At 39.5% G+C, this 26,613-nt stretch carries 19 protein-coding genes and 3 pseudogenes; 10 read left to right on the forward strand and 12 right to left on the reverse strand.

Annotated features, from left to right (window positions below; all coding sequences use genetic code 11):
• Positions 1 to 233 precede the first annotated feature (233 nt).
• The 3 genes from MSBRW_RS10045 (at position 234) to pspAB (ending at position 4,036) form a co-directional block, all read left to right on the forward strand.
• The gene (locus MSBRW_RS10045) at positions 234 to 1,379 is read left to right on the forward strand and encodes a serine/threonine-protein kinase RIO2 (protein WP_011307782.1); all 1,146 of its coding nucleotides are present in this window, start codon (positions 234 to 236) and stop codon (positions 1,377 to 1,379) included.
• Between the two features lie 993 nt (positions 1,380 to 2,372).
• The gene (gene htpX, locus MSBRW_RS10050; RefSeq protein WP_011307781.1) at positions 2,373 to 3,257 is read left to right on the forward strand and encodes a zinc metalloprotease HtpX; all 885 of its coding nucleotides are present in this window, start codon (positions 2,373 to 2,375) and stop codon (positions 3,255 to 3,257) included.
• Positions 3,258 to 3,436: 179 nt separating this feature from the next.
• Positions 3,437 to 4,036, forward strand: coding sequence for a PspA-associated protein PspAB (gene pspAB / locus MSBRW_RS10055; protein ID WP_011307780.1), 600 nt, complete (start codon positions 3,437 to 3,439; stop codon positions 4,034 to 4,036).
• A gap of 126 nt (positions 4,037 to 4,162) precedes the next feature.
• Here the strand turns inward: pspAB and MSBRW_RS10060 are convergent, their stop codons facing one another.
• Positions 4,163 to 5,158: a carbohydrate kinase family protein gene (locus MSBRW_RS10060; protein ID WP_230670077.1), complete on the reverse strand. Its 996-nt coding sequence runs from the start codon at positions 5,156 to 5,158 to the stop codon at positions 4,163 to 4,165.
• 948 nt (positions 5,159 to 6,106) lie between these two features.
• Positions 6,107 to 6,271, reverse strand: a pseudogene (locus tag MSBRW_RS10070) (helix-turn-helix domain-containing protein); the annotation flags it as partial.
• 668 nt (positions 6,272 to 6,939) lie between these two features.
• Here MSBRW_RS10070 and MSBRW_RS10075 point away from each other — a divergent pair.
• The gene (locus tag MSBRW_RS10075) at positions 6,940 to 7,920 is read left to right on the forward strand and encodes a bile acid:sodium symporter family protein (RefSeq protein WP_011307776.1); all 981 of its coding nucleotides are present in this window, start codon (positions 6,940 to 6,942) and stop codon (positions 7,918 to 7,920) included.
• Between the two features lie 646 nt (positions 7,921 to 8,566).
• Positions 8,567 to 10,651: a M13 family metallopeptidase gene (locus MSBRW_RS10080; RefSeq protein ID WP_011307775.1), complete on the forward strand. Its 2,085-nt coding sequence runs from the start codon at positions 8,567 to 8,569 to the stop codon at positions 10,649 to 10,651.
• A gap of 842 nt (positions 10,652 to 11,493) precedes the next feature.
• On the opposite strand, the gene MSBRW_RS10090 is transcribed toward MSBRW_RS10080, so the two are convergent.
• Both MSBRW_RS10090 and MSBRW_RS22160 read right to left on the reverse strand, forming a co-directional pair.
• On the reverse strand, positions 11,494 to 12,024 hold the full coding sequence (locus tag MSBRW_RS10090) for a metal-dependent hydrolase (RefSeq protein WP_011307773.1): 531 nt from the start codon (positions 12,022 to 12,024) through the stop codon (positions 11,494 to 11,496).
• Positions 12,025 to 12,201: 177 nt separating this feature from the next.
• Positions 12,202 to 12,459, reverse strand: a pseudogene (locus MSBRW_RS22160) (IS110 family transposase); the annotation flags it as partial.
• A gap of 501 nt (positions 12,460 to 12,960) precedes the next feature.
• Between MSBRW_RS22160 and MSBRW_RS10095 the strand changes: the two are divergent.
• Together MSBRW_RS10095 and MSBRW_RS20295 are read left to right on the forward strand one after the other, a co-directional pair.
• Positions 12,961 to 13,512 (forward strand): GrpB family protein, encoded by a 552-nt coding sequence (locus MSBRW_RS10095; protein ID WP_011307772.1) that lies wholly within the window; start codon positions 12,961 to 12,963, stop codon positions 13,510 to 13,512.
• Complete coding sequence (locus MSBRW_RS20295) at positions 13,503 to 13,763, forward strand: nucleoside/nucleotide kinase family protein (RefSeq protein ID WP_052305904.1); 261 nt, start codon at positions 13,503 to 13,505, stop codon at positions 13,761 to 13,763. The genes MSBRW_RS10095 and MSBRW_RS20295 overlap by 10 nt, the downstream gene beginning before the upstream one ends.
• Before the next feature lie 246 nt (positions 13,764 to 14,009).
• Here MSBRW_RS20295 and MSBRW_RS10105 read toward each other — a convergent pair whose 3' ends face one another.
• From MSBRW_RS10105 to MSBRW_RS10120, 4 genes and pseudogenes are all read right to left on the reverse strand, one after another.
• Positions 14,010 to 14,435 (reverse strand): hypothetical protein, encoded by a 426-nt coding sequence (locus tag MSBRW_RS10105; protein ID WP_011307771.1) that lies wholly within the window; start codon positions 14,433 to 14,435, stop codon positions 14,010 to 14,012.
• 214 nt (positions 14,436 to 14,649) lie between these two features.
• Entirely contained in the window at positions 14,650 to 15,519 is an 870-nt protein-coding gene (gene nudC / locus MSBRW_RS10110) for an NAD(+) diphosphatase (protein WP_011307770.1), read from the reverse strand.
• 168 nt (positions 15,520 to 15,687) lie between these two features.
• Positions 15,688 to 17,156: pseudogene (locus MSBRW_RS10115) on the reverse strand (IS1634 family transposase).
• A gap of 258 nt (positions 17,157 to 17,414) precedes the next feature.
• Complete coding sequence (locus MSBRW_RS10120) at positions 17,415 to 18,338, reverse strand: hypothetical protein (protein ID WP_011307767.1); 924 nt, start codon at positions 18,336 to 18,338, stop codon at positions 17,415 to 17,417.
• A 510-nt stretch (positions 18,339 to 18,848) separates the two neighbouring features.
• Between MSBRW_RS10120 and MSBRW_RS23440 the strand changes: the two genes are divergently transcribed.
• A complete protein-coding gene (locus MSBRW_RS23440; RefSeq protein ID WP_011307766.1) occupies positions 18,849 to 19,121 on the forward strand; it encodes a hypothetical protein in 273 nt (90 codons plus the stop codon).
• On the opposite strand, the gene MSBRW_RS23445 is transcribed toward MSBRW_RS23440, so the two are convergent.
• Entirely contained in the window at positions 19,114 to 19,317 is a 204-nt protein-coding gene (locus MSBRW_RS23445; RefSeq protein WP_230670079.1) for a hypothetical protein, read from the reverse strand. The two genes, MSBRW_RS23440 and MSBRW_RS23445, sit on opposite strands and share 8 nt — an antisense overlap.
• Positions 19,318 to 19,368: 51 nt before the next feature.
• Here MSBRW_RS23445 and MSBRW_RS10130 point away from each other — a divergent pair, with 51 nt between their 5' ends.
• On the forward strand, positions 19,369 to 20,874 hold the full coding sequence (locus MSBRW_RS10130) for an ABC transporter ATP-binding protein (protein WP_011307764.1): 1,506 nt from the start codon (positions 19,369 to 19,371) through the stop codon (positions 20,872 to 20,874).
• Positions 20,871 to 21,656: an energy-coupling factor transporter transmembrane component T family protein gene (locus tag MSBRW_RS10135; RefSeq protein ID WP_011307763.1), complete on the forward strand. Its 786-nt coding sequence runs from the start codon at positions 20,871 to 20,873 to the stop codon at positions 21,654 to 21,656. The genes MSBRW_RS10130 and MSBRW_RS10135 overlap by 4 nt, the downstream gene beginning before the upstream one ends.
• Before the next feature lie 1,870 nt (positions 21,657 to 23,526).
• Here MSBRW_RS10135 and MSBRW_RS10140 read toward each other — a convergent pair.
• From MSBRW_RS10140 to MSBRW_RS10150, 3 genes are all read right to left on the reverse strand, one after another.
• Positions 23,527 to 25,185 carry an AMP-binding protein gene (locus MSBRW_RS10140; RefSeq protein ID WP_011307762.1) on the reverse strand — a complete coding sequence of 553 codons (1,659 nt, stop codon included), beginning with the start codon at positions 25,183 to 25,185 and terminating at the stop codon, positions 23,527 to 23,529.
• A gap of 108 nt (positions 25,186 to 25,293) precedes the next feature.
• Entirely contained in the window at positions 25,294 to 25,737 is a 444-nt protein-coding gene (locus tag MSBRW_RS10145; RefSeq protein ID WP_011307761.1) for an acyl-CoA thioesterase, read from the reverse strand.
• Between the two features lie 104 nt (positions 25,738 to 25,841).
• The gene (locus MSBRW_RS10150) at positions 25,842 to 26,420 is read right to left on the reverse strand and encodes a helix-turn-helix domain-containing protein (RefSeq protein WP_011307760.1); all 579 of its coding nucleotides are present in this window, start codon (positions 26,418 to 26,420) and stop codon (positions 25,842 to 25,844) included.
• Between the last annotated feature and the right edge of the window lie 193 nt (positions 26,421 to 26,613).

The raw sequence follows: 26,613 nt of genomic DNA on the forward strand, positions 1-26,613 counted from the left end.
ATATAATATTCTAAAATTGATATTTTGTTTTATTTCAATTGTTGAGCAAAATAGCAGAAACCTTCTCTCCAGTCCTGTTCCTTACAACCCTCCACGAGCATATGCTTACTTTCCAGAATGTGAAAGTCGGAGGAAAAAATTAGAGAATGAATACTCGGCTGGCACAACTCTGGCAGCGAAACTGGGGCATGATACCTATTATTTAAATATCGAGGGCTATATCTAATATCAAGATGATCGACGAAGCGCTGAGGGTTTTTAAAGATCTTGACTCAAAGGATTTCAGGATCCTGACTGGCATTGAAACCGGAATGAGGCATTTTGAATGGGTGCCAATGGAAGAACTGAATAAATACACCAGGCTGCCCTTTGAGAAGCTGGAATATAAGCTAAAAAAGCTTGTCCGGAATAAGCTTGTGATCAGGACTACCCAGCCTTACGAAGGTTTTCAGATTTACTTCGAAGGATACGATGCCCTTGCCCTTAATGCCTTTGTCAAGCGAAAGAGTATCAGTGCAATAGGGGATGAAGTAGGGGTAGGAAAAGAATCGGTTATCTATGAAGCAATACTTCCTCCTGAACTTGCAATTGGGGAACCTGTTCCTGTCGTAATCAAATTTCACAGGGAAGGAAGGACAAGTTTCAAACAGATAAAGCGTGTGCGTGAGCACCTGGGAGAAAGGGAACACTTTTCCTGGATCTATGCAGCCAGGCTTGCAGCCCAGCGGGAGTACGACATCATGACCACTCTGTATCCAGAGGTCTCAATCCCGAAGCCCTTTGACCACAACAGACACGCAATAGTCATGGAACTTGCAAAAGGTAGCCTTCTTTCAAAAACAAAACTTATTGACCCCGAATGGTATCTTGATGAGATCCTTAAACAGGTGAAAATTACCTATTCACTTGGAGTTATCCACGCCGATTTAAGCGAGTATAATATCTTTGTTTCCGAAGATGGCATCCAGCTAATTGACTGGCCCCAGTATGTCACTCCTGAACATCCCCATGCTGACGAAATTCTCGAAAGGGATGTTTCAAATGTCCTGACTCATTTTTTCCGAAAATACGGAATTAAAAGGGAGCTTGATGAAACAATCCGCGAAATTAAGAGTCAGGCAGGTAAAAACGCAGAAGATATAAAAGAAGGCACAGAAAGCAGAACTGACAAAGGTACTATAGAGGAAGGAGAGCTTGAAGAAACTCTGGAAGAAGGGTTTGAAGAGGATATCGAAGAAGATATTTTTCAGGAAGAAGAATTTGAAGCTGAAGAATTTGAGGCTGAAAAAATCAAATCCGACGAAACTGAAGCAGAAAATCGAAAAATACAGAATTTCAAAAAAGCTGTCTCGAAAAAAGAGACCTCAGATAAAGAGTAAATTAACTTTAGAAGTGATCAAATGACTTCAGATGAAGACCCGAATATTAAACTCGGTGAGAAAGTTTTGCTCTATGTGATCTGAGATACTTATCCGGCTGCCAGGATACAGGACTTCAACATTTCATAATTTCCGGACATGAACAGGGAAAGTTCATGTTAACCGGTAGTGGAAACCACAAAATGAAACTTACTCTGTAACTATTCAGGACACAGGGCAAGAATCTCTTCATGTTTCGTTACGGAGAAAAATGATTCATTTTATACACAATTTTCTTCGTTCCGAGGAAATATTTTGTAGCCTTTACAAAGCTACCTGAATAGTTACCTGATTTCTTTTGTTTACTGATATATTAATAAATATCAGATTTTTAATATTAAACAGTTAATTCTTGTTGAATAAAAAGAAACTCTGAGCCTTTCCAGAGGGGGAAAGGACTTTAATCTTTGAGGAAATATTTTATCCGATATATAGCTGGATTATTTCAGATTCCAAGAGATAATATAGCTGGATTATTTCAGATTCCAAGAGAAAAAACAGTTAAGTTATATCTTCGTAACTCTCGTTCAAGTCTTAATATCAGTTTTTCTTTTTGTGTGCAGTTTCTTTGATTTACAGGTTAACACCTGTAAGTACACTTAATCAGACTTGGTTTCCATTTAACGGAAGCTATATTTATAAGTTTAATATCAGTATGTTTGATATTTTCAGGTTTAATATTTGTAAGCTTAATACAGTATGTTTAATATTTGCGGGTTTAATACTTGTAAATTGAATATTTCACTTAACATAGGTTTAATTACAATTTAAACTCAGACTTAATAATCATTTAAAACGCGTTTAACTTTAACAGCAATAACTATAATCGCACTTTATTTTAGTTGCAATTCACTGCAACAGCACTTTACTTCAGAGTAATCGATTGAAATCTTACCTAAGCGTAATTCGACACATAAATTATACCACATAAATTATACTCAGGAGTAGTAATCAATGAAACGAAAGTGGGAACGGGATTTGGGACTTCAGGGACGGATGATTTTCACGATGTTTCTTCTGGCAGCAGTTTATCTTTTTTTCCTGGCGTTTCTTTCGTACAACGGGACTCCACCAGTAGTTATGATGCTTTTTGTAGGCTCTTTCATGGCGATCCAGTACTTTTACTCGGATAAACTGGTGCTGTGGTCAACTGGTGCACATATTGTTTCTGAAAGCGAAGCCCCACAACTGCATGGAATAATTACGCGGCTCTGCGCAATAGCTGATCTCCCGAAACCTCAGGTGGCGATTGTCAGGACTCAGGTTCCAAATGCTTTTGCAACAGGCCGAAACCAGAACAACGCTGTTGTTGCAGTTACAACAGGAATTATGGACAAACTCTCTCCAGCCGAACTTGAGGCTGTGCTTGCTCACGAACTTACCCATGTCAAGAACAGAGATATGGCTATCATGACAATTGCCAGTTTCATCTCAACTCTGGCTTTTTACTTTGTCCGTTACAGCCTCTACTTTGGAGATATGGGAGGAGGTCGGAAAAAAGAAGGCGGAGGCATTTTGCTTGTCTGGTTAGTTTCACTTGCAGTCTGGGCAGTCAGTTTCCTACTTATCCGAGCTCTTTCCCGCTACAGGGAATATGCCGCAGATAGGGGTGCAGCCATTATTACCGGACAGCCGTCAAACCTTGCATCGGCCCTAATGAAAATAAGCGGAGTCATGTCCAGGGTCCCGAGCGAAGATCTCAGGTCAGTAGAAGGAATGAATGCCTTTTTCATCATACCTGCAATTTCAGGTTCTTCCATAATGGATCTGTTTTCCACTCATCCGTCTGTGGAAAAAAGAATAGCCAAGCTTGAAAAAATACAGCAGGATCTGGGCTAATATAGTTTCTAACAAAATCCTTGTCACAGGACGAATCCCAACTATAGGACACTCCTTGTCACGGGACGAATCCCAACTATAGGACAAATCCAGGTCATAAACTCTTAGTTAACAGGACACGAATTAAGAAAACGAATTCATAAAACGAATTAAGGACGCACTTAAAGAGGAGAAACTAAATGGGCTTTCGCGATTTAGTGAACGCAGTTCTCGGGAAGAGTACGCTTCCAAAAGCAAAAAGTGATAAGTTATTTGCAATGTCTACAGCCAGCATCACTCTGGAAAGCAATCTCGGCCTAAAGCCTTCAGGATCAGCAGGGATATGTTTTAAGCCAATTGGGGCTTCAGCGTACGATTCTGCACGAAAAGAGATTCAGGAGCTTCTGGAATACAGTTCAAAGGAAACAGAAACCGAATTCAGGCTGGAAAAAGACGAGTTCAACTTTTTGTGGGCTATTTTTAAAGACCCTGATTTCGAAGACCTTGTTGCAAACATTAATCTTGTAAGTGAAACCCTTGAAGAACACGGCTTAGGCGGGCAGCTTCTTTGCGCTATTTACAGGTTTGACAGCGAACCCGAAGCTGGAAAATCCGGCCGCGGAAAAACCGTTTATTGGATTTACAATTTTAAGCAGGGAACTTATTATCCCTTTATCCCGCTTTCCGGCAAGCAGAGGGACAACCCCTTTGAATTCAAGTTAAGAGCGGAAATGGAAAGGGAAATGCCTATTGAAGAAAATGTGGAAAAGTGGTACCCTCTCTGGGGAATTCCATTCTAAAAGACTGCGACACCGATAAGTTCAATCTATTTTATAAACTATATTTTTATAAACTATTTTTTCCTTAATTTTTAATCGAGTTCACTCAACTTAGTCCTTCGTAACCCACTCGAGTTTTGATAAAACTCAGGTTTTGATAAAACTCAGGTTTAAACCTTGAGCTTTGAGCTCTTCCATAAGCTCTTTTGAATAATCGGGAACCGCACCTGGTTTTGATGCAACATACGTTCCAAGGATGCAGGCAATTGAAGCAGCTTTTGAAACTCCGTATCCTGAGAGGCAAGTATAAAGAAAGCCTGCGGAAAAGGCATCTCCGGCCCCGACCGTATCTGCAACCTCTATAGGAGTCGTTTCTACCTCCTCATAAACGCCTTTATAGCAAACAGCGGCTCCTTTAGGCCCTCTTGATATGCAGATCACGAAAATTTCAGGATATTTTTCGGTAACCAGGCGACAGAAAGCTTTGTAAGAAGTAAGAGGTTTGCAGGTGCCAGAAGTGCCAGAAAGCAGGCAAGAAATAGTGGAGGCTTCTTTCTCATTCAGTTTTAAAATCGTTGTGTGTTCTAGCGAAGACAGTATCCATTCTTTTTTATAATTCCCTGTCCTCAGGTTTACATCGTAAAAGAAATGTTTTGCTTTTATTTCCGAAAACAGCCTTTCCAGAGTTTTTCGGTTTTCTTCCGTCCTCTGGGCAAGGGTTCCAAAGCAGAAAACATCCCATTCTTCTCCGGAAAGAGCCTTGAATTCTTTTTCATCCGGTGTAATTGCATCCCAGGCAACACCTTTGTTAATCGTGAAAACCGGAATTCCTTCAGCCTGAAGTTGAACAGTAACCGTTCCTGTAGGCCTTTTTTTATCAATTAAGATGTAAGAGGTGTCAATCCCCATTGCTTTAGCTCTGGAAAGCAGACTTTTTCCAAGCTCATCTCTTCCAACTGCCGTGATCACAGCCGGTTTTGCTCCTAGTTTTGCAAGGTGGGCTGCAAGGTTCAGCGGAGCTCCCCCAAGGTGGGCTGAACCTCTGATGATATCAAAAAGGGCTTCCCCGAAGGTAAGGACTTTAATTGGCTTAATCCGGCTGGAATGAGAATATTCATTCATCAGTACGGTATATTGGTTCATGCGTGATAATACTTTGACCTCGGGATACCAATGAAGATTTTGAACAATATAACAAAATATTGGTTGTTGGATATTTTGCAGGATCCTTATCAGCGCTATTGGGGTTTCAAAGGTACGAAATTCCATACATTATAAATAGCTTTCACATTAATACAATTTTATTACGATTCTAGGGGAAATCCATGCAAGTTATCTATTTCTAAAAACTTTAAAGAAAACAATTTTATGAAGATAGGCCAAATCTTGATATATTTATTAAAATTAATTAATAGTTATATGAAGAAAAACTTGCGCTCAGCCTGCTTGCTTTTTCTTGTCTTTCTATTTCATCTCAGGATCTGTAAGCCTTGGAAGTGCAGACGGAGATGTTAATCAGACTACTAATGAAATTTTTAGTTATTCAAAAGTAGAGAATTGATATTGGAAAAACCAGATCTACCGAGAACTGATTATTCTATATGGGATACCCCAACAAAGATTATAATTTTTATATGAACCTCACTATTTCACCAGAAGAATATTCAACGACAACTGTGGTATTTTACTGGAATTCTTTGAATAACAAATATGATTATAATTATTTTCTGTCAAATGATTCAAATCATTTAGTAAAGGATACGGTAAATGACACATACACTAAGAATATAACTTTGAATTGTACTCATGAATGGAATAATACCGGAAACTACTCTGTTGCTGTAGGAATATTTAAGTTAAACAATAGTCAGGGATGGGAAGAGTGTTTCTTACTGGATTCCTGTTGAGATTAGAGACAATACTAAAATAACAGTTCGGAATTTTTCCATGATGGACGAGAAAGAAGGATTCTTTCTATTAACTTTCAACTAACTTTCAACTAACTTTCAACTAAATTAAGGACGCCAGCAAAGCTTGAGAATTAGCTTCTTTCAATCAGGCATTAGCAGGTTTTACTTCATGGACTAAAATTCGTTGTAAGTCAAACCGTGAGATGGATTTATTGTATTGTTCATAAGTTTTAATCTTCTGTTCTAAAGCCCAATTATAGACAAATCTACAAGCTCCAAAATGTACTTTTATAAGTCTTTTCTGATCTTTGTTGGGGTAGACTCGATATTTATAGGCTTTTAACATCCGAGAGTAATATGGTTTAAAAAAATAAATTACTTTTGTAATAGAATATTTGAAGTTGACGGCTTTCACCCCACCTGCCACTTTCCGGCTTTCGCCAGAAATTGTCGAGGAAGGTGACTTCTCACCCTAGAGTTAAAAAAGTAATAATTTTTCATCTATTAACAATTCTCAGAATAGCCGCATTAAAGCTGGAATAAGACAGTGGTTTTAGTTTAATGTTCAAACTGAGGACTATTTTATGTCCTGAGTCGATGATGAACAGGTAAAAATCTTATACCCGGTACATTTGTCATTTATGTGTTAGATTATATACAAGGTTCAAGAGCAGGGCAAATACAGAGCTTCGAAATTATTTACAGTTTCAGTATCTATTGTAAAGAAATAGATATATTTTTAAACAATAATTTTTTACTTATTTTGTAATTGAAGCTTATATTCAGTTCTTTATTTCAATAAAAGGTATTTTTTCAAAAAAGGTACCTTTTAAGACGAGGTACTTTTCAACACAAGGCATTTCTAAAAATGAAGTGTGCATGAAGTGCTGTTTATAAAATATTATTTGTACGAGTTTAATTTATTGAACTTACTTACTTTATTGAACTTATTTAATTAACCTCTAATGCTTATGCTTCAGGCATGTGGCTCCATCCTGCAAATCTGGTGAGATAGTGTATCAAAAAGTGCTTCAAAAATTTACGTCTCTGTTTCCCCTCTGGGCGGTTCTCTTATCGGCTGTCGCATATGTTTATCCTGACTACTTTGCTCCTCATCAAGGGCTTATCGTACCTTTTCTAAGCCTTATTATGCTTGGGATGGGAATTACCCTCTCAGTAAACAGTTTCCTTGCAGTATTGAAAAGACCTTCAGCAGTCTTCCTGGGCACCTTGATGCAGTACACAGTTATGCCACTTATAGCCTGGATAGTTTGCCTTGTTCTGAAGCTCCCATCTGATCTGGCTGCGGGCGTGATCCTGCTGGGCTGCTGTCCGGGCGGTACGGCTTCGAATGTGATATCCTATTTAGCAAAAGCCGATGTGGCTCTTTCAATAGTACTTACCTCGGTTTCTACCCTGATCGCTTTTCTTGCAACACCTTTCCTTACCTGGGTCCTTATAGGCCAGAGTGTGGAAGTCGACGTGATGGGCATGCTTGTGAGCGTTGTAAAGGTGGTAATCGTGCCTGTTGTGCTCGGGCTTGTAATCAACTATTTCTTTGAAAAACAGATAAGCGCGATCAAGGAAGTTTTTCCGGCAATCTCAGCCGCAGCCATAGTAATTATCATTGCGGTGATCATAGGGACAAACAGCGCGAACCTTGGAAAGAGCGGCCCACTGGTACTGCTTGCAGTGATCCTGCATAACGGGCTTGGACTTGCAGGCGGTTATGGGGTTTCAAAGGTCCTGGGGTTCAGCGAAACCGAAGCAAGGACTATTGCAATCGAGGTTGGGATGCAGAATTCCGGTCTGAGTGTCGCTCTTGCGATAAAACATTTCACAGCAGTTGCCGCGCTTCCAGGTGCGATTTTCAGTATCTGGCACAACCTGTCCGGAGCTTTCCTTGCAGGGCACTGGTCAAAACAAAGTGTATCCGTTCCTGATGAAAGTAAGATGCCCTCCAAAAAGGGCATTCATAGTAAGAAATTGGGGTGAAATCTGGAGATTTCACAAAAAAAGGTTGGGAAGCAGGAAAAATCTGGTGATCTCTTACAGATTTTCTGGATTTTTCCTGTATTCATCTAATTTTCTTATCTTTATCTATTTTCGTGGTTTCTTCTCTTTCTCTTCAGAATTTCTTTTTTCTCTGTCAATCTATTATATTTAACAATTTTATATTTATCTTGAACAATTTTACATTCCTAAAATTACGTTTTTCAGCCTTCCAGTTTTCCAGGCCACTAAAGAGGCATAAGTTCCAAAATTTTAAAAATAAGTTGACTTTTTGTTTCCTGCTCAGTTCCAAGCCAGTTGGACGTAGTATTAAAAATCACTAGCTTTGGGACTAAGGTTAGTTTTAGTATAAGTAGTTTAAAATAATTATGGGAATAATTATGTTCTATAACGGGAGCAATAAGACTTGTGGATGTGTTGCGGTATAGCGAGCTTACAGTTAAAAAGTAGTATCTAAGCAGGTTTTGTAATTAACTTGATCACAACGTCTATTTTGTGTGATTTTGTACTCTAAATATGTATTCTATACTGCAAGATTAAGGATTCCTACAAAGTTCAAATAAGCCGTTTTGTAACTGTACTTTAAGGATTAGAATTCATGAGAGTTGTGGGTAGGAGTTGAGGGGGCATGAAGAAGAATGGAATAATAAGTCTGTTCACTTTTGGCATCTTACTGGTTAACACTTTAACGATTGTAGTCTTGGGCTCTTCCGAAACTTTGAGGAGTAACATGAGCACTTCAGAAAAGGAAAAAGCTTTCGACCCCGAAAGTATGAATCTTTCAATAAAACCTGGAGACGACTTCTATGAATATGCTGAGGGAGACTGGATAAAAAACCATCCTGTGCCCCCTGACAAATCCCGATACGGAGAGTTTGCAATAGTAAAGGACAGGAATTATGACCGTGTCAAAGAAATAATGGAGAGAGCAGCTAGCAATACCTCAGCTCCTGATGGAAGCCTAGAGCAGAAGATTGGCAGGTTCTACAGTATGGGAATGAATAATGCCACTCTGGAAAAGCAGCATCTTGACTCAATCAAAAGCGAGCTTAAGATGATAGACAATATCTCCAATGCCTCCGACCTCCAGACCGTTTCGACGCAAATGATGGAATACGACCTAGATACTTTCTTTTCAATGTATGCTGCACCCGACAAAAAAAACAGCAAGATCATGATTGCAACTCTTACTCAAGGAGGGTTAGGCCTCCCAGATAGAGATTTCTATTTCAGACAGGACAATGAATCTATCAAGATCAGAGAACAGTATTTGACTCATGTTACCAGGATGTTTGTCTTCCTCGGTGATAGTCCAGAGATTGCTGAGAATAATGCCAGGACCGTGATGAGGATAGAGACCCGGCTGGCCAATGCATCATTTACCAATGTGGAAGACAACGATGAGGTCAAAACGTATAACAAGATGAGCCTTGAGGAGCTTCAGGCCTTTGCACCAGGCATTAACTGGTCTTGTCTCTTCGTCTCTCTTGGTCATCCGGATGTAGCCGAGGTCAACGTCAGAAATCCTTCATATTTTAAAGAGTTGAGCAGCGCCCTTCAGGACGAGAACATAGATGATTGGAAGACTTTCCTGCGCTGGAAGCTTATTTTAGGGACATCACCTTACCTGAGCTCCGACGTAGAAGAGGAACACTTTGATTTTTATGGAAGAAAACTCAATGGCCAGCAGGAAATGAAGCCCCGCTGGAAGAGGGTTATTGATGCGGAAAACGAGGCTATGGGCGAGGCCGTAGGCCGTGTCTATGTGGATAGATATTTTGATCCAGGCTCCAGGGCCAGGATGCAGGAGATGGTATTGAACCTGAAAACGGCCTTCAGGGAGAGAATTCAAGACCTGACATGGATGGAGCCTGAAACCAAAAAAGAAGCTCTCAAAAAGCTTGAAGTTCTGGAGGTGCAGGTAGGCTACCCGGATGAATGGCTGAACTATTCAGAGCTTGAAGTTAAAAACGACTCATATGCCATGAATGTCCTAAGGGCCTCTAAATTCAAGTTCCATCACGGCCCCAGCGGTCTGGATAGAATAGGCCAGCCCGTAAATCGCAAGCTGTGGGAGATGAATCCCCAGGAGACTAACGCCTATGCGGACTACAATAAAATAATTATAGTCTTCCCGGCAGGCATTCTTCAGCCTCCTTTCTTCAATAAAGATGCCGACGACGCTGTTAATTACGGTGCCATAGGTGCTATTATAGGGCACGAGATGACTCACCACTTCGACAGCCAGGGCAGAAAGTTCGATGCAAGTGGAAATTTAACAGATTGGTGGACACAAGAAGATGCCGATAACTTCAACAAAAGCACGGAGGTTCTGGTAGACGAGTATAACAGGTTCGAGGTTCTACCTGGCCTGTACGTCAATGGCAACCTGACCCTGCCTGAGAACGTAGCAGATTTCGGCGGGTTGACCGTGGCTTACCATGCTTATAAGCTCTCACTGAAAGAGGAGCCGGATATAATCGATGGATTCACTGGAGATCAGAGGTTCTTTTTAGGCTTTACTCAGGTGTGGAGGGAATCGGACACAAACGAATTGCTGAGGACGTTAGTACTGACTGATACCCACTCACCAGCCAGGTTCAGGGTAAATGGAGTAGTTTTCAACGTTCCTGAGTTTTATAGGGCATTTCCGAACGTAAATCCCTCGGATAAACTCTACAGACCAGAAAGTGAAAGACCGGTGATCTGGTAAAGTGGTCAAAAGAAAACTTTTCGTTCCTGATGGTGAAATACAGCACCTATGAAAAGTCATGAACCCTGAACGATAATACCTGTTGGCAGTTCTACTCTGCTGCACCCATAGAGTCTCCAGCCGAGACCACGAATGTATTAGGGTCTTCAGAGCTGAGTTTCTTTATGTGGGTAGCCATGTACTCCATACCCCCTGAATCTACGCGTATCGGATCTCTGATTATATTATAATCTGTAACTAGCTTGCCAGTGGACGGTTCAAGCTGGCCATGAAGATCATTAATGGCCGGATATGGACTTATAATGTATTTTCTAATGGATCTTCTGACAACCTTTGGAAGAAGAGAATATTTGTTGATAGGAAAGCCCGCATCAGACTTTCATTTAATGTTCTCCGTTTTTTGCCATCTGTAAAAAAGACAATTTACAGGGTAAAGACAATTTACAGGGTATTTTATAAAAGGATTTCTCGAAAGGTTGCTATAATCGATTTCCATATTTTAGAAGATGTAAGAATCAAGCTTGAAAGTTAGAAAAACAGTAAAATTTAGCATGAAAGTGCTTTCATGTACTTTCATATTTTTGTGCCTGTATTTTGTGCCTATATTTTGTACCTATATTTTGTGCCTATATTTTGTGCCTATATTTTGTGCCTGTATTTTGTCCTGTAATTTAGTAAAATTTCATGTGCGTTTGGAGAAAAAGATAACTATCCTGGTGAGTTTCTAAAAAAAGTCTAAAAATTAAATTTTAATGTATTTCTGTATCTTCTTCATCCTGGGCGAAGGTATACAGGATGAAGAAAATTCCTTTCTGTTTTCAGTTTAAGTGCCTATTTTATTGTTAAGACTTATTTTGCCCAAATTCTTTTATTAACCAGTGTAAAGCCAAAATAACTATTATCCCCATCCCCAAGATTTCAGGAACGGAAGAAAGCGAAATATGAAATGTAAACGAGTTTTCAAACAGTTTTGTCAAGTATTCAATTCCATTGAAATCTGTCCGATATTTGGGGAATTCGAATCCGAGGAGAGGCCAGAATAAAGTTCTAGGATTTGTCCACATATAATCTTCCATAAGATGGAAGAAGGATCCTGAAGCAAGGCTGAGAACTTTGACATCTTTTTTCTTTTTGTATATGTATAAACCTACCAGGAAAAGAGAAAGAACGGATAACAGAGTATGACATATGATACGTCCGTTTGCAAAGGTAGAAGCAAAGATAATCATTCCTAAAGGCTTGTCGATTAAGTCGGGCAGAAGAGCTCCAATGACTAAGTATTTTGGATCTATAATAGTCCTTAGCCGAGGTATTAAAATTGCAAGTCCAAAGAATATTCCCAATGTAACCCCAATATGTCCAAAAAGAAGCATCGCAAATCAACAACACTTCAGTTATATATAAATATAGTCCACGTTTTTCAAAATTTTTAAAAAGTAGTGCATTTTATTTAGAAGTGTCCTTTAATTGTAAAGTTAAGTTATTTAGAGAACTCATATCTTAAAAATTAAGAAAAATATGAGTTTTTAAAGACTTAATTTACTATTTGACATGTCTCGAGCATTTTCAACTATAATAGGTATATAGTTTATTAATGAATCATAAATTGGAAACCAAAAGTCACTCGTTGATTCACATGCAACAACATTGCATTTTTTAGATATCGTTCATTTTTTGAAGGCTAAAATGTCATCGTCGGTTCTATCAAAACATTGTTGCTGTTTTTCACCTGATCTGTATAGGATTGTAGTAATGAAAAAGAGTTTGTGAATGTCTAAACCACAAACTTTGTTTATAATTTCAATCAAATTTATGCGTCTTCGGTTAAGTAAAGAATCGTAACAACTTGCGTCAATTACCTCAACATTTGTTAAATATTTCAATAAATTATGAGCTGGAACAGGGTATCGATTTCATCTAAATAGGCAAAAATTTAAAGCCTGTGTTTCTGGGAGCTCTCTGGATGGCCTTTAAGAAATCAGACCTTAACCGAAGATAAAACGAAGGAAAAAGAAAAGCTCTCTACGAGCTTTAGACAGGCTTCTGCGCTATTTATGCAGGTGAGTTTTTTGAAAAAATTAAAAGTGGTTATAGCATGTGAACTCTCTTAAACTGTCACATATTTTATAGAAATACATAATCCTAAATTCATAATTTTAATATAATATTAGTTACGGGATAGACTCGATGTTTACAAATGTATATTTTAATTATTCACTGTTTGACTGTATGGAAAATTATTGATATTATTGTTGCATGACGGTTTTACATAGTGGGTATGAAACGAATCTGCGGACGGAGGAATGTTCATGGCAAGGGAAATGACAGTCGTTCCATATAATGAAGTTTGGGTTGACCTATACAAAATAGAAAAAGAACTTCTCGAAAGCATCTTTGGAGAGCTTATAATAGATATTCAACATTTTGGTTCAACTTCGATAAAAGGCATGAGTGCAAAACCGATTATTGACATTATGATAGTTGTTGAAAATATCAATCAAGTTGATAATTACAATGAACTCATGATAGAAAAAGGATACAATCCAAGGGGCGAAAATGGCATTGAAGGAAGAAGATATTTTGTAAAGTTTGCCCCTGATAATTCTGGTAACCATACACACCACATTCATATATATCAAAAAGGAAACACCCACATAACAGATGAATTGATGTTTAGGGACTATCTGAGAGTTGATCTTGAGAGCTTTAAGGAATATGAACAAGTAAAGCTTGGAGCTTCTCTTAAACACCGCTATTCGCCGAGAGATTATGTTGATGCCAAATATAACTGTGTAATGAAGATAATGGAAAAAGCACGCCAACATTACATCAAAAGTGAAAGAGGAAGTAAATGTCTGTAGGCTTATCATTACAGGGCTGTATGGCTGCAGGCAAAACTACTGCAGCAAGATATCTCAAAAAAATATGGATAATGTTTTTGTTAGCTATTGTTAGCTATGAAAATTCTGCTCCTTTACTTCAAGAGATTAAACGACGAAGTTGGAACCAAAATACATTGGAATGTTTTGTTGAAGTGTTGAAGTACAACGTTTGTTCATCAAGGATGAAATCAATCTATGGGAAAAATGCAAACAACATAAATATGTTTTAATGAATTTTGGAGCAGATGAAATTAAGTTTTTTACTTTTTTATATCCAAAATCAAGAGGGTTTGATTAGGATACAGAAACTATATTGAAGAATGAACTCAATGCTCTTCGTCGATGTATGTATTCTGGAGTACTTTTCCTTAATGCAAGTCTATTAAAAATTAATTGAATTTCCGACTGTAGAGAAATCGTTCTGAAAACTTTACTTATTTGAGGTAAAATTGATTTTTGATAAGCTCATTCGTTAATTATACAGTTTCCCATCCTTGTAGTGTTTCCGGAAAGAAAAAACCTTGAATTAAGTGTCCAAAAAATTGACATGACTCATTCACACCAACACACTGTCTGCCATTCTTAAAGATAGTATCATTGTTTGCTCCTATTTCTATTTTAGAACCATCTCTCTGATAAAATATACATGTAGTATCTGCAGGTCCACCATTAGCTTCTCCAAATCGAAAACTTAATGTTTTTACAACATTGACAGCTTTCTCAATATCTTCATCATCAGTGAGAGTAATAGTTTCGTTTCCATGAATAATTTGCACAGATACGATATTCGTTTTTTCCAGTTCTTGAACAACAGGTATACCATGTACAAGATAAAAATATACCAATAAAATAATAGTTGTAATAACAAATGATATTATAAAATTTGTAACCTTTTTAATCATTTGATTTTAACTCCGTTATATTTCGCAAAGATTTCATTGGCACTTAACACCATTATACATTATCTCTGAACTCAGGTTATGAAATGAAAAAGACCGGGCACGCGCAAGTCAGATTAAAATCCTGAGAATGATACTGAGAATGATAAAAAGAATTAAAAAGAGTGCAGTGGAAAGAATAAAACTCTGAATTGAAAATTGAATTCTTAATCTGGCTTTAAACTTCCAGCCCTTCTTCTTTAAGGAAATAGTCAATCAGCTTTCTTGCAATGCTTATTTTCCCAGGCAACCCAGGCAGTTTTTCAACCGAAAACCATCCGGCATCCTCAATCTCAAATCCATCGGGTTGGATCTCTCCAGAATCGTACTCCGCAGTAAATCCGATCATAAGAGAATTCGGAAACGGCCAAGCTTGTGTCCCGAAATAACTGATATTTTTGACCTTAATTCCCACTTCTTCCCTGGTTTCCCTGACTACCGCAGTTTCGGCTGACTCACCTGGTTCAACAAAACCGGCTATCAAACCATACATTCCTGGCATAAAATTCGGGGACCTTGCAAGTAAAATCTCATGCTCTTTTCGGATAAGTACAATCACGGCAGGCGAGATCCTAGGATAGAAAAGTTCTCCACATTCAGGGCACTCCTTTCCCCTTTCGCCGGGTTTTTGCAGGGTTTTTGCCCCGCAACGACTGCAATACTGGTTAGTTCTATCCCATTCCATAATCTGAACAGCTTTATTCACAAGCGCAAAGCACTTCTCATTCATTTCCGTATACGCCTGTCTGAGATCTGCAAATTTCATACCCTCAGGTGCCTGTGCATCTTCAGGCAGTTCCACTGAATAACAGTGAGTTCCCTCAAGTGTCCCAAGATACTGTTCCCGAATTTCAGAGAGCCCAAGTTCTCCAAAGTCCAGCATTTTTGGGATTGCTCCAGGGTTTTTATTAAGCTTGAGGAGAACCTCGCGGCCCCGGAAAATAAACCAGAGCGCTTTTTCCGTCCTGTTGGCTGGCGGCTCGATGCCTACGATAAACTCCGGGAAGCATTCCGGGCAAATGGGATTTTCCCTATCTACTGGGATCATAATGTTCATACCTATTGTTTTTGTATTATATATGATTACAGAAACATTTTATTTCAGAAGCAATTTATTTCAGGGCATTTAATTTAAAACCACTTATTATTTCCGCTTTTTTTCGGCTGTAAGTATTTCGTTTACTCCAGCTTATAACCTACTTTCCGCAGTATTTTTTCACATATAATATTTTTCGTATTTTCCCCCATCAATCTCAGCACTTTAATTGTTTCTTCATCCAGATTTAATACCTTCTTTATTCTCTTTCCCTCAATTTCGATCTCTAACTCTGTTATTCTCCTGAACTGAAAAAATACCCATTTCATTGTCGGAGTCTGTGTTTTCTTCTTAACCTGGTTTCTGATAGCTTCTTTTGCTTCTTCCAATCTTGTTCTCAGTTTCCACTCAGCTATTGAATACAATAACCAGCATAGAACCATTACCATCGCAAGCGCTTCTATTCTGGACTTTTTTTCAGGTACACCTTAAGACACTCTGAAACTCTTATCTTTAAGGAACCTGAACTCTCTTTCAACTGTTCCCTGTTCTTTATTCTCCTGATCGTGTTTTATCTCTGCTTCTATCAGGTAAAAAGTCTGTACATCTTCACCTTTCCCTGGTCTTCCTTTCTTGTTTTCAAGTCTGTGTGACTTAGTTTTTATCTCAAGTTTCTGGAATTCATACAGTTCATTCTCTTTCAACCATTGTTCAGCAGCTATTCTTGCGTCTGCTTCACAAGCAAATTCATGATTAGAAAGCTTTTTAAGGGACTTTTCTGCTGCGTCAAGCTCTTTAAGAATCTTTTCATCAAATTTCTTCTCTTCCTTCTTTTTCATTTCCTCTGAACAAAATACAACCCATAACTGTTCTACTCCACCATAACAGGATTTTACAGCATAACAAGAATAACGTTCATCAGAGCATGTTTCCAGAACTAAATCTGTCATCAATAATTCCTTTGATTCATTGATGGTTGCAGGTACTCTCGAGATGAAAAAAGCGTTAGTTCCTATTTCCTCGACATTACTTTCAGTATAAAATGCGCTGTCTGCAACATGATAAACTCTCTGATCAAGATTCAGGTTCTGCGTTACTTCCTTTATGGTTTTGATGAGAACTTTCTTATCGGAACTGTTACCATCCAATGCTCTCACGAACAGAGGAATTCCTTTCTGGTCAGTAACCATATAAATAGAAAAACGAAGTAAGTCTACTCTCTTGTCTTTAGGATGACCATAAGTAATGTTGATATTTTTGCCGTTATCATCGTTTTCATAGTCACCATAAACACTGAAATTTGTAGTATCTGAATGACAAAGACGAGGATTAATAGGAACGTGTTTCAAAGCTTGCAGAATGATATGGTTGAAGATTTCGGTTGCTCCATATTCCTGGATTTTGTCCATAGTTCTGCCAAAAACGTCATCATTAAGATGTTCTGGGAGAACACCTTCTCCCAGTAACTTTTCAGTGGGCAAGTTTTCAAAGAAAGCAGGAAATAGGTAAAGACGACGTTCAGTAAATCCTAAACCGTTAATGCACATTGCCTTAAGAACAGTAGAATGAGAAAGGTTATGGCCACTTTTCTGAGGAAGAAGAGTGTCAATCAAATCTGAAATTTCAAGTTCGTCAAATACGCCAGCAATAAAGCCATAATGACCAAGATGAGTTGTGGATTCAGAGCTGGGAGAGAGTCATCAAGGTGAAATTGAATGGGATTTTATAAAAAGTAAGTACATGATCTGAAAAATATGAATTTACGAAAATTTACTGCGGAAAGTGCGTTTTTATACTTAAATGCGAAAAACAGATTTTTCAGTCTCTACTTCCGGCTTGTTGAGCTTCTTAATTGTTTAACTCCCTGTATTCTACATCCTTAACTCTAACTTTCTCCAACTGCTTCATTAACTCTTTTTCAGAATAAATGAATGGAATTCCTTTATTTCCCTGATTTTTTCCAGGTTCTGTTCTGCGTCAAGCAAGCCTGCTGTGTTAATGGATTCAAGCGCATCCTTTGCAGCAAAGCAAGCTTCTTTCATGCCTCGATCCAGAGTGAGTACCCGGATCATTTCCAGAGACCACGCGATCTGGACAAGTACATTTTTCATTCCACCCTGAGAGACCTCAATGCCCAGGTTTTCGAGTGCCTCAATTACTGCCTTTGCGCAGGACTCGTTATTTTCCCTTACAGCGGCATTACCCAGATCTTCAAGAATGACTGCAGCTTCCAGAGTACAGGTTTCGATTGCCTGTTTGGCCGAAGCGGTTCCTATCTCTCCAATGTAGCCTATAGAAGCGATTCCGGCCTTCTGAAGTCTTTTTTCTATAGATATCATTGATACCTGCATAAGGTAAACCTCAGAAAGGCTCATCATCGTTTCCATTTTCATCCTTGAAGAGCCCTTTCCGCAAGTTCCGAGCGATTCGGTTGCACTTCTGGCTGCCTCATCCAGGCCTTTTCCTGCAAACTCCAGGGCAAGGCTCCCTATAATGGACAAAGCCTTTATAGCAACTGGTTCCCTTTTTTGACTGGCAGCCTTAAGTGCTATATCTCCAAGAACACGACTTGAAACTGAGCATGCCTGCTCCATTTTCATTTCAGCAGATACTCTCGCTATGTCCCCTATAGAGATGATCAGCGCTTTTATATCCAGCTCGTTTTCAGCATTGGCATCCAGGGGAATCAACTGGAGCGCGAAGCCCTTGAGTTTGTCAACAGCTTCTACTGTTCCTTTCAGATCTCCAACATATGCTTTTCTGAATCCTTCTTCAATAGTCTGGACTTCATCCAGCTCATTTACATCCATAGGCGAGATACCAAACCCCACAACAGTCCTTGTTAATCCTATTGCTCTTACCCCAAATTAGTTTTCCTATCTAAAGTGGTTTCAGACTTGTCCTTCAACTCTGCAGCCTTCAGAACCGAGATTCTGTGAAAAATGGAACAAGTATCCTCTTAAATTGCATGTATAAAAGTAAATTTCACATAAAGTAAATTTCACATATTTATAGGAAAGTTAAGAATAAACCAAGTCTAAAAAACATGCTCAAAAGATACATTCAATTTCACAACTTATAACAAAACTGTAGCATGACGAAATTATCACATATTTTTCTGATTGGAAAATTCTCCTTTGAATTTGAAGAGAATTCAAATCTAAGTATAATATAGGTTACTAAAGCATAAAGATTCTATATTAATGTACATTATTATGCTTTATAGTACTAAGTTGTGGAACTTAATTACCGCGTTTAATTGAATTGTTGAGTTTATAATCACAGTAATTCAGCTTACAGGATAATTTCCCGAAGAATGTTCACAGGATGTGTGGTTTTTAATGAAATCTCAAGATATTGCCATTGTTGGAATCTTGCTTGCAGTCGGCGCAATAGTGCGCTATTTATCCCTTGTAATTCCGGGTCCTATCGTTTCAAATCTTGTAATAGCGTTTTACTGCCTTGCCATTATCCTCGTGATGCCCATATTCACGGAAGTCATAGGTATCGGGATTGTAGCAGGCATAGTGTGCGCACTTCTCAGTCACTCAATATTTCCACCTGCAAACCTTATCAGTGAGCCTGTAGGTGCCGTTGCCTGCCTGGTCACGTAAAAAGTCTCAGGAATAAGTTTTCACTTTCTTCTGCTCCTTCAACACTGGTAGGAACTCTAATCAGCGGATCAACATTTGTAATCGTTGCGATGGTTCTGATCGCTCCTACGATCCTGTCTAAGTTCGCAACCATGGGAGCTTTTGTAGCTGCTATAATCCCAATTGTGGTAGGGACCGCAATCGTCAATGCCATCATTGCGCAGATGCTTTACCTACCTGCCTCAAGGGTGCTTGCCCGGGGGAGAGCATGATAGAACTAAAAGATTTTTCATATACCTACGGAACAGCTGAAAGCCCTGTTCTGAATAAAATTAACCTTGAAGTCCGACAGGGAGAACTGCTTCTAGTTACCGGACACAGTGCAGCCGGAAAGACAACGCTTGCTCTTGCAATGGCAGGTATCCTGCACCATGAAATAGGGGGCAAGACCGAAGGAGAAATCATTTTCAAAAACCGGAACGTAAAAAGTTTTAACGGCATGAAGGAACTGAGCCGGCATATCGGGATGGTTTTTGATGATGCGGAATCACAGCTGATCTTCACAAGTGTCGAAGAGGAAATCCGTTCGGGACTTGAAAATCGTGGCTATCCCATAAAAGAACTGAGACACAGGCTGGAAGAAGTAATGGAATTCTGCGAAATCAGCCACCTTAGAAACCGGGCTCCCCATGCTCTTTCTGGCGGTCAGAAGCAAAAAGTTGCACTTGCAGCAACCTTTGCCCTCGATACCGAAGTCCTTATCCTTGACGAAGCTACAGCCGAACTGGATACAAAGGCTGTAAGAAGAATCTTTTCAATCCTGAAAAGGCTGAAAGAAGCCGGAAAGACTATCATAATCATAGACCACAACATAGATGATTTCCTCGAAATCGGGGATAGGGTCGTGCTGCTTGAAAAAGGCAGAATAAAAGATATAAAAAGTCCAGCTGATTTTTCAGCATCTTCTCTTTCAGCATCTTCTCTCGCTTTAGAACCGGAAATTCCTGAAACTGACAGACAGACTCTTTATATGCCTCATAATAAGTGGAAGGAAAGAAAGCCCATTATTTCTGTAAAGAATCTCACACAGCGTTACGGAGAAGTCCTGGCACTCGACAGCATAGACCTGGAGATTTATCCTGGGGAGCTCGTTGCTGTGCTGGGCGAGAATGGTTCAGGCAAGACAACCCTTGTCAAGCACTTTAATGGCCTTTTACGCCCTTATTCTGGGAGTGTAACTATAAAAGGCTTTGAAACTTCAAAAAGTTCTGTAAACGAGCTTGTCAAATATACCGGTCTGGTCTTTCAGAACCCGGACAACATGCTTTTTGAGGATACTGTCGAAGCAGAAATTGCTTTCGGATTAAATAACATTAATATAAAAGGGCTTGAGGCTGAGAAAGCAATATCCGATTCCCTTGAACTTGTAAATTTGGGCGAAAAACTGAGAGTTTTTCCCCGCAACCTGAGCAGAGGAGAAAGGCAGAGACTGGCGGTTGCTTGCATAATTGCCATGAAGCCCGAACTGATCGTGCTCGATGAACCTACAACAGGTCTGGATGCCGAAGAATCGGACAGTATGATGCAGCTCATACGAAAACTCCAGCAGGAAGGGCACACAATAGTCATGGTGACCCATAACATGCAGATAGTAAAAGACCACGCCGAGAGGGTTATTCGCATGGCGGCCGGAAAAATCGTCGAAGATACCAGCAGGATAACTGCAGATAGTGAGCAGGTGAGCAGAGAACACATTGGAGGCATTTGTACATGAAGGAGATTATGCAGTACATTAATAGTGACAGCTTTTTACACAGTATGAATCCGCTCTCCAAAATGGCAGCTGTAGCAGGAATTATAGTTCTGAGTGTTTTTACAATGAATTCTATAGTCCTGGCCCTTATGGTGCTGGGAATCTTTCTGGTGTCTCTCAAAGCCGGACTACAGCATGAACTTCTCAGACAGCTCAAGCTTCTTGTTTTCCTGAGTGTAAGCCTGATACTACTAACGGTCTTCACCATGAAAAGTGGAATAATCCTGGGTTTTCTTATCCCGGCCGGAATTCTTACTGCCAACGGGATACTTCCAGTCACTACCGGAGCTCTGGACTTTGGAGTAGTTCTTTCCCTCCGATTCTTTGCAATGCTCTTTGCGTTTCAGCTTCTTGTGGTCACCACAAGGCCCAGTGACCTCATGAAAGCCCTTCTGGAAATCCACATCCCTGTGGATTATGTGCTTATGTTCGTAATTGCCCTTCGCTTCATCCCGAGCTTGCAGGTCGAAGGGCAGCGTATCCATGAAGCCCAACTTGCAAGGGGCTACAACCCAGGAAAAGGGTTCCGTGGAAAGGTAAGGAGTATAAAGCCGCTTCTTGTGCCCCTGGTGGCAAATTCTCTTGGAAGGACCCAGGTTCTCGGCCTGACGATGGATATGAGAGGATACAGGGACAGACATGGCGTGGACAAGGGCAGGCTTGTCTGGAATAATATGGACTTTGCGGCCGTGGGCTGTGTAGCGCTTATGGGAATCGGCGTAATACTTACAGGACTGATATAATTTGTCTTCCAAAAATGGAGGAGTTCGAAGGTTCAAGCCCTTCAATAAAATCCTCACCTCTATTTCTGGATTTGCCGCTTTTATATAAATTCTGCCACATTTTTGTAAATATCAGGGCATGTAACTTATTTGTCTGATCTTTAAACCTGAGGAGTCACAGAGGAAGTTGACTCTTATATTCCCTGAGTTAAATATTCAGGAAGGGTCTTATGCTTCGTAATGTAAACCGTTTCTATCCGATAAGAAGGCTATTTAATTTTTATCCTGAGAAATAGGGAAAAACTCGCTTGATGTATCGTAGGTTAGCTGTTTTTCATAATCAGTACAGAGATCTTTGGAAAAGTTAAAAGTTTTTTAATTGCCCTATTTTGCTAAAATTATTATAAAAAATTTATAATTAAAAAGCTATGATCACAGAGTGATCAACATTTGTTAGTACAGATACCAATAAAAGTGACTCATCAAAGGACTTAAATAGAATAGGACAGTTATTGATTACTTGAAAGATTTGTAAAGGTAATGACTGGGGAAAATTCAAAAGTTGAACTTTAACAGGGAGAAAGTGGGAGCTAAATTAAACTATTTGTACGATTTATGGAAATTAATAAATTGTTCTAAAAGTTAGTCAAAAATAGTTTAAGCTGACATTCCAATTAAGTTAAAAATTAATTTAAAAGTTGGTAATTGATTGAGAGCCCTATTTGATGACCCCTGGGCTCTCAATTGGTGAAACCCCCTTGAAGAATACTCCCCCATATTCTTCATCTAGTTGCAAGAGAACAGTGCAGACATTTAATTGGTTGTGGTGATTGATTGAGAGCTCCGTTGTGATCTCTGAGCTCTCAATCGATGAAACCCCTACAGAAAAACTCCCCATAAGCTATGCACAAGGGTGCATTATTGCGCTTCTCTTACAACTACATCCTTCTAATGCTGAAATCGTATATATAATAAATTACGTCAAATATTCAATTGCCCATCATTTTTGTATTGTCATACACTTTTTAATATGGGAATAAATTAAAATGTCCTTCAAAAATGTAATCAATCTTTAAAATTTGCTAACATCCTATTTTTTAATGGCCTTGAAATTTTAAACCTACATTCCGCAGTATTTTTTTGAAAATCAATATTTCTCATGATAGCGTTTTTGGAACAGAGCAAATAATTTGGATTTTTAATCTGACTTTCCGCAGATGTTCTCGAAAAAACAACAATTTTCTTGCTATCGGTTTTGGAGAATTTCTCAAAAATCTCTCGTTATTATCTCAACTGAAGCTTTGGTAAATCGAGTTGAAAGTTTTCATTGAAGGTAAAAATGCCGAAAATTGTAGAACATTTTAAAAATAATTCTTTAAACATCACATGCAATTAGCAGAAAAAACGATAGCAGAAAAAATTATGAAAATTGTACGGACATCTGCGGAAAGAGAGTTTAATGGTATTTGGGGAAAATTGAATGATATCGTTTTTGGTCTCTAAATACACCACATCGTTGCTTTTACCTACTGCATAAAAGTCCAATAAATCTACATTTGATTGAAAATCGATAGCAGTAAAAATATGAATTTACGAAAATTTACTGCGGAAAGTGAGTTAAAGCAAAAGAATTAACGAATTGAAACTCAATTAAGAAAGAAAATCGACCTGAATGGCTGATAAAACAATCTGAGTAGTTAATAATAACTGATCTATTTTTTAATATGCGAGGTCAATAGTCGCTATCAATAACTGCCAACAACTACCTATAACTATCAATAACTGTCAACAACTGTTGACAACTGTTGACAACTGTTGACAACTGCTAACAACTGCCAACGACTACCTATAACTGCTAACAACTGCCAACAACTGTCAATAGCTACTGCTTTTACTCAATTGCTATTTTTTCACCTTGCTCATTAAGAAGCTCCACAGCCAGTTCCCTTAGCCTGTATTTTTGAATCTTACCGCTTGCTGTCAGTGGGAATTCATCTACAATGAATATGTGTTTTGGAACCTTATAGCGAGCGACCTTGCTTAAAGCATAATCTCTGATATCGACTTCTGTAAAGTCTGCACCTTTTTTGAGAATCACAAAGGCACCTACAATTTCCCCGTATTTTTTGTCAGGGATGCCCACAACCTGAACGTCTGTAATTTCGGGCATGGTAAGCAGGAGTTCCTCAATTTCCCTTGGATATATGTTTTCTCCTCCCCGGATAATCATGTCCTTAATCCTGCCTGTGATTCTGTAGTAACCGTTTTCGTCACAGGTTCCAAGGTCTCCACTGTGAAGCCAACCGTCTTCATCGATAACTTTTTTCGTTTCTTCAGGCATCTTATAGTAACCTTTCATTACGTTATACCCGCGACAACATATCTCTCCTACAGTATTTAGGGGCACAGGCTCATTGGTATCGGGATCAACAACCCTGACCTCTACGCTCGGGAAATGCTTACCAACAGTTTCGACCCTGAGTTCTAGAGGATCGTCTACAGCAGTTTGGGTCATACCAGGGGATGCTTCCGTAAGCCCGTAAACACTGGTAATCTGATAGCAGTGCATATCGTTTACGACCTTTTTCATGGCTTCCACGGGGCAGGTCGAACCCGCCATAATTCCTGTCCTGAGAGATGATAGGTCAAACATGTCGAACATGGGATGTGTATACTCGGCAATAAACATTGTTGGCACGCCGTAAAGCGCTGTACATTTCTCTTTATGGACAGCGGCAAGTACTAATAGAGGATCAAAAACTTCGAGCATAACAAGCGTTGCTCTGTGAGTCAGAACGGCCATAACTCCTAGTACTATCCCAAAACAGTGAAAAAGTGGCACGGGAAAACAGAGTTTGTCTACATAGGTAAACCTCTGGCGGTCTCCAATAGAAAGCCCGTTATTCAGGATATTTTTATGGGTCAGCATGACTCCTTTAGGAAACCCGGTAGTACCTGATGTATACTGCATATTGACAACATCGTCACAGTCGACGCTGGTCATAATCTCGCGGAGCTTGTCATCGGGATAATGACTGCCAAGAAGCATAAGCTCATTTGTGTTATACATACCCCGGTGCTTTTCCTGTCCTACATAAATTATACTCTTAAGATAGGGAAAGTTTTTGCTTTTCAGTCTCCCCCTCTCAGAGGTTTTGAGCTCAGGGACCAGTTCATTAATTATTTCGAGATAATCAACGTCTCTGTAACTATCAATCATAGCCAGAGCCTTCATATCGGACTGTTTTAATACATATTCGACCTCATGGCTCTTGTAGGCAGTATTCACAGTAACAAGTACTGCTCCTATCTTTGCCGTGGCAAACATGAAGGTAAGCCAATCAGGAACATTTTTTGCCCAGATTCCTACATGATCCCCTTTTGTTATCCCTATAGCTAGCAGCCCTTTTGCAAGGTTATTGACCCGTTCGTTGAACTGCCCATAGGTAAAACGAAGGTTGCGGTCAGGATAGATTATAAACTCGTGGTCAGGGTCTACAGCCACCTGTTTTTCAAAGTAATTACCGAGGGACTCTTCTATAAGATGCATTGTATTAGCCTCTCACTTGCCTTATCAATTTTTTGGAGCTGTTGACTTGCGACCAGAAATATTTCGTGTGCTCCAAAGTTCGATTTGAGGGCAGTCAGTCAAATAGATTCAAATAGAGCAAGGGGAATCCGTATCTGTTTCAGCATTGTCCATCGCAGGAAACATATGCGCTGTCAGAATTTCGCGGATTGGATCGGGAAGCGGCATTGCTTTCTGGAGCTTAAAGTCGTAGTAAACCAGCACTGCCTTACCCTTTACCTTTAGCTCGCCTTCCTGCCATGCTTCATGCCCGACAGTAAATGAGCTGTTTCCTATCTTTGCAATGAAAGTTCTTATCTCCACATCCGACCTGAAATACATCTGGTGCAGAAAATCAAACTCGGTCCTGACAAGTATCAGGTGCCATACATCAGGGCTAAGATCAAGGTCCGGTGAAAAAAGCCGGAATACTGAGTTTCTTCCAATTTCGAACCAGACCGGGAGGACAGTGTTATTCACATGCCCAAGCCCGTCTATGTCCCCAAAGCGCGGACTAACAATTGTACTGAACATTTTTGATTCCTTAACTCTCAAGTACTTGTGTTTAATATTTCAAATATGGAGTTTCCAGCCAGTTTAAATTAAGTGCTTACTTTCTCCTCTGCCTGACTGCGCCTTTACAGAGGAGCATAGACTACAGCTAGAATTTTTGCGTCCTCTTTCCCTGCTGCATGGACGTCATGCGGGATAATAGAGTCATAATAAATGCTGTCTCCGGCGTTTAGCCTATGGACATCCTTTCCGTAGAATATCTCAATTTCCCCGGAAAGAATATAAATGAACTCCTCTCCTTCGTGAGAAGAGAGCTGGTGGCTTTCATCAGGAGACGGATGAATATCAATTATAAAGGGCTCCATGTTGCGGTCTGCTTTATCGGAGGCAAGTGAATAAAACTCAAGAGCACTCTTCCTGGGTTTTTCGGTCTTCCCCGAAAAACGGACTACATTATCTGACAGCCCTGCCCTGACAATTACAGGCCCGCTCTGTGGCATATCGTCCAGAAAAGTACCGAGACGGACGCCTAAAGCCCGGGCAATTTTTAAAAGAGGTGTTAAGGAAGGAACCAGGGCCCCATTTTCTAGCTGCTGGATTAACTCCTCGCTGCTCTGACTGGCTTCAGCCAGTTCTTCAATGGTCATTTCCCTAGCTTCTCTAAGCTGGCGTATCTTACTACCGACACGGTTCTCCTCTGACATTATCCTTTCCTCACGAATATTTTAAGGTAGCAGACCCGGAAAAATATAAACCAGAGTCCTGTTAATTGCCTAGAAGGCTTATCTCTTTTGTATCCATCTATTATAAATACGTTTATTTTTGCTTTAAATATTCCATGGAATCCGGATATATGGAATAAAGACAAATAAAACAGATAAAAGAAAACAGTGAAAC

It is taken from the genome of Methanosarcina barkeri str. Wiesmoor, from assembly GCF_000969985.1.
GTDB lineage: Archaea > Halobacteriota > Methanosarcinia > Methanosarcinales > Methanosarcinaceae > Methanosarcina > Methanosarcina barkeri_B.